Annotated in this window: 12 protein-coding genes and 2 pseudogenes; 5 read left to right on the top strand and 9 right to left on the bottom strand. The window is 53.1% G+C overall.

Features of this window, described 5'->3' with window-relative positions; all coding sequences use genetic code 11:
- On the top strand, nt 1–191 hold a 191-nt coding region (locus tag GS614_RS21785), incomplete at its 5' end, for a DUF3604 domain-containing protein (protein ID WP_171727314.1).
- A 209-nt stretch (nt 192–400) separates the two neighbouring features.
- On the opposite strand, the pseudogene GS614_RS22550 reads toward GS614_RS21785, so the two are convergent.
- Nucleotides 401–553: pseudogene (locus GS614_RS22550) on the bottom strand (adenylate/guanylate cyclase domain-containing protein); the annotation flags it as partial.
- A gap of 259 nt (nt 554–812) precedes the next feature.
- Here GS614_RS22550 and GS614_RS21775 point away from each other — a divergent pair.
- Nucleotides 813–2,345 (top strand): phospholipase D family protein, encoded by a 1,533-nt coding sequence (locus GS614_RS21775; protein WP_171171723.1) that lies wholly within the window; start codon nt 813–815, stop codon nt 2,343–2,345.
- A 105-nt stretch (nt 2,346–2,450) separates the two neighbouring features.
- Here GS614_RS21775 and GS614_RS21770 read toward each other — a convergent pair whose 3' ends face one another.
- From GS614_RS21770 to GS614_RS21760, 3 genes are read right to left on the bottom strand one after another with little or no spacing between them, the layout of a single operon-like run.
- Nucleotides 2,451–2,966, bottom strand: coding sequence for a CIA30 family protein (locus GS614_RS21770; protein ID WP_253285501.1), 516 nt, complete (start codon nt 2,964–2,966; stop codon nt 2,451–2,453).
- A 50-nt stretch (nt 2,967–3,016) separates the two neighbouring features.
- Nucleotides 3,017–3,469 carry a TspO/MBR family protein gene (locus GS614_RS21765; RefSeq protein WP_171727312.1) on the bottom strand — a complete coding sequence of 151 codons (453 nt, stop codon included), beginning with the start codon at nt 3,467–3,469 and terminating at the stop codon, nt 3,017–3,019.
- A 13-nt stretch (nt 3,470–3,482) separates the two neighbouring features.
- On the bottom strand, nt 3,483–3,986 hold the full coding sequence (locus GS614_RS21760; RefSeq protein WP_171331632.1) for an aggregation factor core: 504 nt from the start codon (nt 3,984–3,986) through the stop codon (nt 3,483–3,485).
- A gap of 63 nt (nt 3,987–4,049) precedes the next feature.
- On the opposite strand from GS614_RS21760, the gene GS614_RS21755 reads away from it, so the two are divergent.
- Entirely contained in the window at nt 4,050–4,253 is a 204-nt protein-coding gene (locus tag GS614_RS21755) for a hypothetical protein (protein ID WP_171727311.1), read from the top strand.
- 453 nt (nt 4,254–4,706) lie between these two features.
- Here the strand turns inward: GS614_RS21755 and GS614_RS21750 are convergent, their stop codons facing one another.
- From GS614_RS21750 to GS614_RS21740, 3 genes are read right to left on the bottom strand one after another with little or no spacing between them, the layout of a single operon-like run.
- A complete protein-coding gene (locus tag GS614_RS21750) occupies nt 4,707–5,687 on the bottom strand; it encodes a GTP-binding protein (RefSeq protein WP_171727310.1) in 981 nt (326 codons plus the stop codon).
- Nucleotides 5,688–5,701: 14 nt separating this feature from the next.
- Nucleotides 5,702–7,168 carry a guanitoxin biosynthesis MBL fold metallo-hydrolase GntH gene (gene gntH / locus GS614_RS21745; protein WP_216600366.1) on the bottom strand — a complete coding sequence of 489 codons (1,467 nt, stop codon included), beginning with the start codon at nt 7,166–7,168 and terminating at the stop codon, nt 5,702–5,704.
- Between the two features lie 10 nt (nt 7,169–7,178).
- Nucleotides 7,179–7,412: a hypothetical protein gene (locus GS614_RS21740; RefSeq protein WP_216601249.1), complete on the bottom strand. Its 234-nt coding sequence runs from the start codon at nt 7,410–7,412 to the stop codon at nt 7,179–7,181.
- Nucleotides 7,413–7,511: 99 nt separating this feature from the next.
- Here GS614_RS21740 and GS614_RS21735 point away from each other — a divergent pair, with 99 nt between their 5' ends.
- Nucleotides 7,512–8,846 carry a hypothetical protein gene (locus GS614_RS21735; RefSeq protein WP_171120712.1) on the top strand — a complete coding sequence of 445 codons (1,335 nt, stop codon included), beginning with the start codon at nt 7,512–7,514 and terminating at the stop codon, nt 8,844–8,846.
- A 599-nt stretch (nt 8,847–9,445) separates the two neighbouring features.
- Here GS614_RS21735 and GS614_RS21730 read toward each other — a convergent pair.
- Nucleotides 9,446–10,552, bottom strand: coding sequence for an alkene reductase (locus GS614_RS21730; RefSeq protein WP_171120714.1), 1,107 nt, complete (start codon nt 10,550–10,552; stop codon nt 9,446–9,448).
- Nucleotides 10,553–10,674: 122 nt separating this feature from the next.
- Nucleotides 10,675–11,271 carry a TetR/AcrR family transcriptional regulator gene (locus GS614_RS21725; RefSeq protein WP_171727308.1) on the bottom strand — a complete coding sequence of 199 codons (597 nt, stop codon included), beginning with the start codon at nt 11,269–11,271 and terminating at the stop codon, nt 10,675–10,677.
- Nucleotides 11,272–11,473: 202 nt separating this feature from the next.
- On the opposite strand from GS614_RS21725, the pseudogene GS614_RS21720 reads away from it, so the two are divergent.
- A pseudogene (locus GS614_RS21720) lies at nt 11,474–11,600 on the top strand (IS3 family transposase); the annotation flags it as partial.

The following is an 11,600-nucleotide window of genomic DNA, read 5'->3' as shown; positions in this document are numbered from 1 at the left end:
CCGTCTGGGAAGACCCAGATTTTGATCCTTCGGAAAGCGCATTTTATTATGCCCGAGTGATCGAAATTCCGACACCCCGCTGGACGGCGTATGATGCCGTTAAGTTTGGAATACAAATGCCAGACAATGTCCCATTGACAGCGCAGGAACGCGCATACACTTCGCCAATTTGGTACGCCCCTGACCGATAGTCTGAGCTTACTGACTGTTCTGCTTTACGCTCTAAGCCCTCATAAACTGCGTCGAATACTTCAAGTATTTCAGCCATTTTTTGAGGTCGCTCGATTGGTCATAGCGCATGGATGCCGAATAGATCGGAGAAACCCTTGATCATGGTTCCACCAAATGTGTCCAACACATTTGCCCCCACCGACAGATCGAAGATTTCTTGATCAATCAATTAAAGGCTTCCGGTTTTGTGCGTCTCTGTCCCAAGGTAAGCAGCAAGGTTTACGGTCGATCCGATACAAGTATACGTCGCCCAATTATCCGTACCGGCATAGCCCGCGACGACTTCGCCAGTCGCTATTCCGATGCTGATTTTCAGGTCACTTTTCCCTTCTGAGCGCCGTGCGTGAACTTACATCTCAATCGTGTTATGCATTTCATACCCTTCCTACACTGAGCTTTGCGCAGAGTTCGGCGGCGGCTGCGGAACTCCGAAACCGTCGCCCAGCATCAGACTGACAATTCCGCCATTGCTGGTATGCGAAATCAACACTGACAAACGAAACAACCTCAGGCGTCATAGAACAAACTTGCCATCGCATGGTCCGGCGTAGTCACTTAGGGCATACGGTTGGAGGAAACCTATGGCGCAATGGAAGTTCGTGATTGGGGTTTGTTGCGCGCTGTTTCTTGTCGCTTGCGCTCCAAAATCCCGTACATATGAAAAGACAGCATCGGCTGCGCTGCCGGCGAATTCGGGCACGGCTCTGGGCCAGGCGGCCAATCGCCTTGGGGACCCCAAAGACGGTCGGTCAGGCATCAAGCTGATCAGTGATGGAGAAGAAGCGCTTGTTTCACGGCTGCTGTTGGCGGCTGCTGCCGAGCGAACGATAGACGCGCAATACTACCTTCTGCACAACGACCCGACAGGTCACCTTTTTGCAGCCAGTCTTTTGCAGGCAGCAGATCGGGGTGTTCGTGTCCGATTGTTGCTGGATGACATGGACACGTCCAGCTATGACGCGATGACGGCCGCGTTGGACAATCACAAAAATATTGAGATCAGGCTATTCAATCCATTTTGGCGAGATCAGAGCCTTTTGATTGCAGGTATCACAGATTTCAAACGCATCAATCGAAGAATGCACAACAAGTCCATGACGGCAGACAATGTGTTCACGATTGTGGGTGGAAGAAACATCGGTGCCGAGTACTTTCTGGCACGGCAAGAAATGAACTACGCTGATCTGGATGTGCTGGCCGCAGGCCCCGTTGTGCGCGAGGTGTCGCGTAGCTTTGACTCTTACTGGAACAGCGAGTTCGCAGTTCCGGCGCGTGCGGTCGTTGGGGAACCCGAAGAATTTGACCTTAGCGATGCGCGAGGCAGGTTGAAGGAACTGGTCGAAGAAGCGAAGCAAACGCAGTACGGCGCCGCCCTCAGAAAGTCAGCACAAGAGAACTTCGCAGATGGAGCCCTGTCACTGGATTGGCTGCCTGCGAAACTATATTCTGATCCACCTTCAAAAGCGGCGGGTCTGGATAGTTCAGACCCCGTTCTGGCATCTCAATTGCTTCCGTATTTTGAAAATGCCCGCAGTGAGGTGAATATCGTGTCCGCCTATTTTGTGCCGCGCAACAACGGTGTGAAATGGTTGACCGAACTCGAGAGGCGCGGGGTCGACGTAAAGGTCGTAACCAATTCACTTGCATCTAACGACGTCGCACCCGTTTACGCACACTACGCTAAAAAACGCCGAGCACTTTTACGCGGTGGAGTAGAACTCTACGAACTGCGACCCGACGCCTATCAAGTTCAACGCCGCGGGATTAACTGGGCTCAATCGCGATCAGGCCTACACTCCAAGGCATTTGCGGTTGATGACCGATACTTGTTCGTAGGGTCGTTCAACTGGGACCCCCGGTCCGTCAACATCAACACCGAGATGGGAATTCTGATTGACTCGCCAGCATTGACTGCACAGACGATGGGTGCCTTGGACGACGCGCTGCCCGCATACACATATCACGTCACACTCGAGCAAGCTGGCCAGCTTAGATGGACGACAAGAGATGATGATGGCAACGTCCTTGAATATGAATCCGAGCCGACTGGATCAGCCTGGGATCACATAGTTTCCGGTTTCCTGAGTATTTTGCCAATTGGGTCGCAGCTTTAGGTCTTTTTGACAAATAATCTGATGGCGTGTCGCCCTTTTTGGGGGGCGTGGCTACACCGAAAGGGGGACGCCCAGACGTATTTCGGACCATCGCCCGGGCGACCTTCAGTAAAACCCAATCTCGCTGACATCCACACGGGCCTCGTGATCGCGCCCATAGGCTACAACTCCAACCGAGGTGATTTCGTCAGCGACGGGAATAGCGCGCAACATGGCACCTGAAGCCTTGAAGGCTGACAAAGGCAATGAGACTTCGGTCCAGTCTTCTGAAGTTGGAAACTCGGCCTGATAGTATTGCCAAGGAAGCACGGTGCCACGTGTCCTGAGGTGAACAAAATATTGCTCGCCGTTACCCCGGACCAACAGCCTTACGCCCGATACGCCAACATCGGGCCGATCAGGCAACTTGCGTCGGAACTGGATGAAGCCACCGTTGTTTTTTGTACTGACGGTTCCGGTCAGACGTGCGAATGCGACATCACCTTCCGAACGAAACTGCACTTGCCCTGAAGAGACGCCTCCCATGACTGTGTCCGCAACATAGTCCCAACGCGTCTCCGGAGACTTGGAAAAGTCCTCAGCAAGGTTTTCATCAGCCTGTGCCATTGTAGATCCGAGCATAACAAGCCCCGAAAAAAGCCCAAAGAAGTTGGCACGCATGTTGTTCCTTCTCAGTTCAGTATCGCAATAGAAAGATTAAGCGCCGTGGCAAATGCGACCCATGCACAATACGGCAGGAAGGCCAGCGCGGAGACTGGATCCGAGTTCCTCACCCGAACGATGAACACGAAGATGACAGCCAGCAACGCAACAATGACCACAAAGGCAACCCACGGTATTTGCAGTACGAAAAAGGTTGGTGACCACAAAAAGTTCAGCCCCATCTGCGCCCACCACAACTTCATGGCGGCCGAGCTCCGGTCAGCTTCGAACTGGCGCCAGCCCGCCATCGCGATCAATACATAAAGCGCCGTCCAAACCGGGCCAAAAATCCAATTTGGTGGATTGAAAGCAGGTTTAGAAAGTTGCGCATACCAATCACCGGGTGCGGTTAGTATCCCGATCAGGATGCCGCCTCCGAGCATGAGCGCAAGAAATGCTATGCGGATCAACCAGTTCGACATTGTCGGGCAGCTCTCAGCAATCCTTGGTCATCACATTGACGAGCGCTTCGGAAGAGAAGGTCGCAGTATTGGTCTCATCCGAGGCAGTATATGACACCATGGCGCCCTCGATCTCCGACCCAGAAACAGTGATTTCGCGTTGCCCAATGGTGTCATCTACATCGATGGTAAAAGCGAGTTGTTCCCCTGCCGCGAGGGAGGTGATCTCAAGTTCAATTGTATTTTGCCCGTCGACGACCGAAGGAAACTGACGCAGTGCATCAGCACCTTCAACGAATTCGAGAGGTTGAAAAACCTCCACGCCCGCGCCTTTTTCGGTAACGTCGAAAATCAAGCGTCCGGCAGATTGCGACAAGTCAATTTTTACGGTCGAGGCTGCGACGTCGCACGTTCCAACATTTGTCAGAACAAAACGATCCTTTGGTGCGCCCTCTACGAAGCGAATTTGAACACCAGCTTGAAGCGAAGTCGCTGCGAAAAATCCAAGGGTCGCAGCTATAATGCTGGGTGGAAGCATTCTTTTCTCCTTGTTAAGAGGTACTTGATAAATACGCCTCGGCGGGTGTCTTGGATCAGATTAATGCCTTTTGCCTATCGTGGTTCAGCCAATAATTGCTTTCGAAGTTACGGCTACAATCGCGCCTCGGAGATCAAGTGTGCCCTCGATGAAATGCAGGTGGCCAATAACTTCGACTGCCACTGGTGGATCGTCGGAATCGTTCCCAAAGTCCCTGATGAGAAGCGCCGCACGCAATTCACCGGGAACATTGGCGTGCAACACTGACGCGCAGTGCATTGTTCCGACCTCGCCTGACTTTGTTAAAACACTGACGTCACCCGCTGCATGGCTTCCAGATTTTCCTCGGTTGAAAAATATAGGCATCCTGTCTTTGCCCCTAGAACCCCAGAAAAGGAGATTTGCGACCCGAGGTAACGCCTCGGGCCCGTGGAAAGCAGAAAACAACTCGGCATCTTGTCCTCCGGCTGTACTCGGCAATCCGGGTTCCGGGGCTGCATCGTCAAGTTCTGGACCTGAGACGTCCTGCGCGCATACAGCCGTGCCCGATAATACAAACGCAGTGGCAGGTGCGGGTCATGTGATCGCTTGAACCAATTTCCCAATCTGTTTCAGCAATCAGGTGTTTCTCCTTATTTGGTCCTTGGCGCTGCGGGTTTTCGAGCGGTTACGAGTTAGAATTTAAGAATCACACGCAAGCAAGTTTGGTCGAACTTGCCGCTATGCGGTCGCCAACAACGCATCGGAAAACTCGTATTCTGACAGGGCACCCGGTGCACCTATTGCAACAAGCCTTGTTTCGCGTTTTCGGTGGCCCCATGCCCCATCCCTTGCGATGTCCATACGTTTTCCAACGACCTGAACGAGAATGCGATGATCCGGGTCTTCCTCGCTAAAAACAAAACCCTTGAGGCGATAGACATCGCCCGGAAGCTTCCGAATTGCGTTCCGGAGAGAAGATAGGCTTATCGGGCGTTCAGCTTTCATCATGGTTGTTGAGAAACTGTCCGAGTGATCAGAGTGGCGGCAACCACAATCTGGTCCATGTTCGTGATGATCGGGTATCGCTGTTTCGAGCTGTTCGGCGGCAAAGCGACCAACGGAAAGGAGTATATCCAGTGGGACGTCGGCATTGACAGCTTCGACCAGGCGATATCGACGGAAGCGAGACCCAAGCCAATCGTGCACCTTCTGAACAGCTGCCCTGTCGACGAGATCGACCTTGTTTAAAATAACCATGTCCGAGAACGCGATTTGACGGAGCTTCAGTTCCATTTGTTCCGGCGCAGCAAATAGCTGTTCCGCATCGACAAGACACATTAGGCTGTCCAAGCGGATCATGTCCCGAAACTTCTGATCGGTAAATGTCATCGCGATTGACGACGGGTCTGACACACCACTTGCCTCAAGGACGATGTATTCCGGCTTCTCAGGCCGGGCAAGTACGGCTTCCACCGTTTCGATCAGGTCATCTCGTATCGAGCAACAAACGCAACCATTAGCCAGGCTCATCACATCATCTTCGAGGCCGACTACAAGATCGGCATCGACATTGATGGATCCAAAGTCATTTACCAGAACCGCAACCCGCAACCCGTGATTGCCTGTCAGGATGCGGTTCAAAAGTGTTGTCTTACCGGCTCCTAGAAAGCCGGTAAGGATCGTCACGGGGATCGCAGAAGTCGAACCAAATTCAATCATCGTTCGATCTCCTTTCAGTCTTCATCACGCGTGCCGATTACATCCGAAACTTTGATGGTAAAGTCCTGCGGCCAGTCCCCGCCGGGTGCTCGGAAAACGTCAGTTGGGTAGTACTCGCGTGGATCAATCTCCATATCTCTGTACTTCTGATCTTGCTGATCTGCTCGGGTGAGCCTCGGGTTCGGTAGTGTGATTTCATCCGGAAGCTCAATACGTCCGGCCTCAGCTGCCGCAGCCAGTTCGCGGAATGGCGGAACGGTACCGGATTTTCCGGGTAGTGCAGCTTTCCTGTACCAGATTGCATCCTTGGTCACGTTCACAACGGCTACATCGAGACCCCATTGGAACAGACCGTCGTAATGAGCGCGAATACCAGCCAGCATTTCAGCGTCGATGTCTTCGTCCTGGGTATAGTGTGTCACCATTCCCAAACGCGGCCTTGTGTCAGCAAAGAGCTTACCCACGGCATAGTGGGAGGTGTGATGCGTATCGATGGTGTAGTTAAAGAGATCCTGTGGGATACCATATTTGTAGGTCATCAGCTGACCAATATCCTGTCCCGACATTTCGGTTACAAAGACATCAACACCTTCGCCGTATTTTCGTGAAAGCTCATCCGGGCGACCATCGCCGGTCCATACAAAGCTCAGCCCGTTCCAATCGAGCCGATAGCCAACCGCACCGTCCTTGGCGTGGCTTCGTGGCCAGGACCGAACAGTCACGCCATCTTCGTCATAAACGATGCCGCCTTCCTGACGGAAATCGAATTCGTTGACCTCGATCTCGTAGCCGTCCCCAATCGGGAACACATCAAAGGCCTCCAGATGCCATTTGAGCATCTGTTGCATGCCTTTGACCATTCCGGCTGTGCCAAGCTCGGGTGTCCGACCAGAGGGACCGTGAATGCGCAGCGGTGTGTAACCACCCGACCAGGCACGGAATGGGTAAATATAGGGAATATCGGCGTAGTGGTCGACATGCAGGTGAGAGATGAAGATGTCGTTGATCAGTTGCCCAGGTACTTGCATGGCAATGATGTTGCGGACACAACCGGATCCAAAATCGAAAAAGAACCGCTTTCCATTCCCCAACTCCACCATGATACAAGTACCCGCCTGATCTTCGCGCGGTGGATACGGTGTTGAACCACAGAATGAGATGCGCATCTCATCTGGCCCCAACTCCTCACTCAGTGGAAAATAGTTCGCGTTTGAACCGGTCATGTACTTCGTCGGGCGGAAGTACTCTGGCAATGATATGCCGCCTGCGGGTCGACCGCCATATGGGTTCTTGAGTGTTTCTCCCAGGGGGCCGTCTCCTTCGTGGGCCTCGGCACTTCCTGCCGCAAACCCAGCTGCCCCTGTCGCGGCCGCTCCAGTGGCCAAGCCCTTTAGAACACTCCGCCGCGACGGGTCTTCGATTTGCTCTGTTGGTTGCCCCTGTTTGTTGTCCAGGTCTTTCCCAGTGTCTTCCTTAGTCATGGACCAGTCCTCAGTTAGAAGTGTTGCGAAGGCTTCGCTTCACCATCCGGCGAAGCTCGTTGATCAGCTCAGATTTGATGTGGGTCCATTCCGCGCGCTCTGGGGCTGGTATTGATGTGTCATCCAACAGTGCCGATACTTTCTTCAGGTCTTCGATTGCCTCGCTGAGCAACGCATCCGTTTCGTTAAACCCTGAGAGCGCATCGGTAAGCTCTGGAAGCTCGTCACTCAGTTCCCAAGTCACTGGATTATCCATGGTTCCCACTATCTATTCTCAGATCAAGATGAGTGCGGTTGACGATGCAGGCCAAGTGAGTCACCGTGAGTTGGGGGTGAGTTTGCTTTGAACCAAGCTAATGAATTGCCGATAGATCCAGATATTGCACCGCCATCGCCGGAGCTTGTCCGACAGGCACTTCAGAGCGTTGTTTCAAGCGTCGCGTTCCAGGCTTCGCCGCGACTCCAGCAATTTATTACTTACGTGGTCGAAGAAACTCTCGCTGGTCGCGGCGCCCAAATCCGTGGCAAAGCAATCGCAGTCGAAGTTTACGGTCGAAGTATTGATGGCACCGGTGGCCGAAATCTCGTTCGCGTTGAAGCCAGACGGCTGCGTCGACTGCTTCATGAGTTTTATGAAGATCAATGGAACGGCAAAGGGGTTCGCATTTTTGTTGATCCGGGTGGATACAAGCCACGGTTTTCGCAAAAAAATATGACAGCAGACGACACTTCAGAGGTACCGAGTAGCGATGTGCCTGCCGAACATCCGCGTTTGAAAAAAATGCTGCCGTTTGGACTGGGTGGCCTTGTACTGATTGCTGGAATTGGCTTTTGGCTGGCTCAAGATAGCAATGTGGTTTTGCCCCCAACCCAATCCCTAGGGCAGGCTGAAAGAGCAGCGCTTGGTGAGCAGTCCTTGACGAGACTTCAGGCGGCTAACCTTGCGGATCAAGCCAGAGGCATGTTTTTTCCTGTTTTCGATGTCAAACGACAGCAAATAGCATTGGGAATGTTCCAGCATGCCACAGAGTTGGACCCGGCACTTTCCGATGGCTACGCCGGATCGGCACAAGTTCTGGCGACTTTGGCTATTTTGGCCCCGGACACAGCGCAAAGAGATGACCTCATCAGCAAGGCTTCGGAGATGTCGGGAAGGGCGCTTGATCTGTCTCCGACAGATGCCTGGGCAAACGGCGCAAATGGTTGGGTATTGGCTGCCCAAAATAATCCAGTCGAGGCTAAGAAATATGCAAGAATGTCCGTCGAACTTGCTCCGAATGATGGTCATATCCTGGATCTTGTCGGCATCACAGCCATCCTGGCTAACGCACCGGAACTTGCTGCCGAGGTTAGCAATCCCGAAAGACTAAGGTCAGGATCGGGCCGCTTTGGCGCACGTAATATTTGGGGTGTATCGCAGCTTATGCTCGGGAATTACGAAAAGGTTGTCGAAGCATTTCAAGGCGCGCCCGCTGCCGGTGCGCCCGTAAGTGCTCCGTCGCTCCTATTCCAGGCCGTTGCGCAGGATCAGCTGGGACATTCGCAAGAAGCACAACGACTGGTCACTGAAATGCGCAAAACGTGGCCTCAGTTTCCATCGGAGTTTCTCGCCGGCAGGATCTTCCACAATGATGACGCAACGCGGCAAGCGATACTTGATACTCTGACTAGATACTGATCAAACACGTCGTATCGCAGCCGATGCAAAGTGTTCTAGGGTCAATCCTTGATGTCACATTCAGAGGTACAATGCGACGTTGAACTCGAATGATTGGTCTTGGTCCGAAGGCTTTACAGCGTTGAACGCCATTGCAGATTGCAAGAATTGGCGAATCCGGACGACTTTGCACAGCCCGCTTTCTGCGCATCGGAGACATTTGCGAAAGTCCAAGCAAGAAAGGCCGCATAGAACCCAAGGTACCTAAGGAGGACCTTTGCGGGATTCAGCAACGCAAGGGGCCGTAACCGCAAAGACTACGCCAAAAGACTGAATTGTTTTGCACGATTTACTTGCGACACTGCTCGGCTCGAGAAACGCGTTCAATTGATTGTAGTCACCGCACATCTTCCTCAACTAAAACCGGGCGCCCCTCAATCAAGGATGCATCCTGATTGGATACATTCAACCCTGATCATATGGCAGCAGTTCATTTGCAGGTTTGTGACAGGCCCTCGCCTTAAGAATAGAGATCTCCGTAGTTGCTGGGTGAGCGCGTCCAACCCGGCGCGCTCACTTTGCTTGGTATAGCCCGTCGCTAAGGGGTTAAGAGCGATGTATCACTCTGCAGCGACCGCTTCCTCTTCCAGTGCCGGATAATCGGTATACCCTTTTTCATTGCCGCCGTAGAGAGTGGTTGGATCGAGCTCATTCAGTGCGGCGTCTTTCTCCAGCCGGTTGACAAGATCCGGGTTGGAAATAAACGGCCGACCAAAGGCCACCAGGTCGACGGCGCCGGTCTCAACTGCTTCAATCGCCATGTCTCGGTCATAAGCGTTGTTGCCCATTTTCACTCCGTCAAACAGTTCATAGAGCGCCTTTAGGTCACCACCTTCAGGAATATCGCGCGGGCCGCCGGTCTGCCCTTCTACGAGATGGAGATAGGCCAACCCATAGCTATTCAACAATTTGATCGCATGCGAGAACGTCGCCTGTGGGTCGCTGTCGGAAATGTTGTTAGCGTCCGAGAACGGGCTGAGGCGGACACCGACGCGGTCGGCACCCCACACGCCGACAACAGCGTCCATCACCTCTTTCAAGAATCGCGCTCTATTCTCAACAGGACCACCGTATTCGTCTTCACGCTTGTTCGACCCGTCGCGCAGGAACTGATCGATAAGGTATCCGTTGGCTGCATGGACCTCTACACCGTCGAAACCAGCCTCCTTGGCGTTTTCCGCAGCCCTCCGGTAGTCCGCAACAATGTCAGCAATTTCTTCGATGGCCAGAGCCCGCGGTTCAGAAGTTTCAACAAACTGCTCACCATCAAACGTCTTGGCCTTAGCGCCAATTGCGGATGGCGCAACAGGGGCTTCACCACCCTCCTGCAAGCTGTAATGCGAAATCCGACCCACATGCCAAAGCTGGATCACGATCTTCCCGTCTTTGGCATGGACGGCCTCAGTCACTTTTTTCCAGCCGTCGATTTGCGCTTTGGAATAAATGCCGGGCGTCCAGGCATAGCCTTTGCCTTGGGGCGAGATTTGCGATGCTTCCGTGATGATCAGACCAGCAGCTGCCCTCTGCGCGTAGTACTCGGCCTGCAATTCATGGACACTGTCATCCTCAGCTCTTGCCCGGTTACGGGTCAGTGGCGCCATTACAATTCGGTTCTTCAGCTCGATTGCACCAGCTTTGATGCCAGAGAACAGTTTTTCATCAGCCATTGCTGCTTCCTTCTTTGGTAAACTTCGTTCAGATATTATTGGACCAACTAGTCCAATATTGCGCTCACTGTCTCTTGTTTGAGTTTGTGTTAGGTTTCATTTCGTTATGGTGGCGGGAGACCTTATGGCGAAATCACCAACCGGGCTTGTTTCAGGGTTTGCGATATCTGCTCAGCGGGAACGCCCGCCTTACGCAAGGCTAGCGTGCCAATGGCAAGGGAGGCATAGGCGCGCGCCCTGTCGAGCGCCAGACTCGGATCTGAAGGCTCAAGCGCTTCCGCAATAATTTTGTCAATGCTCTCCAAATGGTGGCGTCCGAGATCGGCCACTTCATCATCATGCGGGGCAAGCTCGGTAAGGCAGTTGATCAGCATGCAGCCGTCACGACCTCCTTGCGGATTCGCCAAGGCTTCCATTATCGCGCCGACGGGGTCATTTCCGCCCGCGTCCGCGAGGTCGCGCAAAGCTTTCAAACCACGTCTTGAATAGTGGCTGAGGGCTTTGCGAAACAATGCCTGCTTGTTTCCGAAGGTTCCATAGAAGCTGGAACGGCTCAAACCCATGGCCTTGGTCAGATCGTCCACCGACGCGGCCTCGTAGCCCTTGTGCCAAAATACGCACAAGGCTTTTTCCAAAGCATCGGCTTCGTCAAAGGCACGAGGCCTACCCGGGCCTGCGGGCGACTTGATGTCGGCAATTGGAAGGGTTTCTTTGTTCATGGCATAGATGTGGAATGATCAGTCCAGAATTTCAAGGGACCAGTCAGATAAAGCTGTTCATCCGACTTCATTCGCAGGTCTGTTCGGCAAAGGAACTTGCTAAACCGTGATGTAGGGACGCGCATAACGCTGCATTCCTAACATTGATTTTATTCAGAAAATCTGGGGGTCTTCGCCCATATTTTTACGCCGCCGTTGACACTTCCGGGCGCTGAATATCCTTGATGAGCACAGCCGAGAGTGCCTGGCGATTAAAGTGAAGCGCAAGCTGAACTCGGTCGATGTGATCGATGCCCTAACGGATCTGTTCATACTGCGGGGTGCACCCC

This window comes from Ruegeria sp. HKCCD6604 (assembly GCF_013110635.1).
GTDB lineage: Bacteria > Pseudomonadota > Alphaproteobacteria > Rhodobacterales > Rhodobacteraceae > Ruegeria.
Note: the sequence above shows the minus strand (reverse complement) of the source record. Positions and strands in the feature narration are given on the sequence as shown.

Bases quoted from the DNA above. Each gene is read 5' to 3' on its own strand.
- GS614_RS21775 (WP_171171723.1), top strand. From the start codon at position 813: ATGGCGCAATGGAAGTTCGTGATTGGGGTTTGTTGCGCGCTGTTTCTT.
- GS614_RS21770 (WP_253285501.1), bottom strand. From the start codon at position 2,966: ATGCTCGGATCTACAATGGCACAGGCTGATGAAAACCTTGCTGAGGAC.
- GS614_RS21765 (WP_171727312.1), bottom strand. From the start codon at position 3,469: ATGTCGAACTGGTTGATCCGCATAGCATTTCTTGCGCTCATGCTCGGA.
- GS614_RS21760 (WP_171331632.1), bottom strand. From the start codon at position 3,986: ATGCTTCCACCCAGCATTATAGCTGCGACCCTTGGATTTTTCGCAGCG.
- GS614_RS21755 (WP_171727311.1), top strand. From the start codon at position 4,050: ATGCCTTTTGCCTATCGTGGTTCAGCCAATAATTGCTTTCGAAGTTAC.
- GS614_RS21750 (WP_171727310.1), bottom strand. From the start codon at position 5,687: ATGATTGAATTTGGTTCGACTTCTGCGATCCCCGTGACGATCCTTACC.
- gntH (WP_216600366.1), bottom strand. From the start codon at position 7,168: ATGACTAAGGAAGACACTGGGAAAGACCTGGACAACAAACAGGGGCAA.
- GS614_RS21730 (WP_171120714.1), bottom strand. From the start codon at position 10,552: ATGGCTGATGAAAAACTGTTCTCTGGCATCAAAGCTGGTGCAATCGAG.
- GS614_RS21725 (WP_171727308.1), bottom strand. From the start codon at position 11,271: ATGAACAAAGAAACCCTTCCAATTGCCGACATCAAGTCGCCCGCAGGC.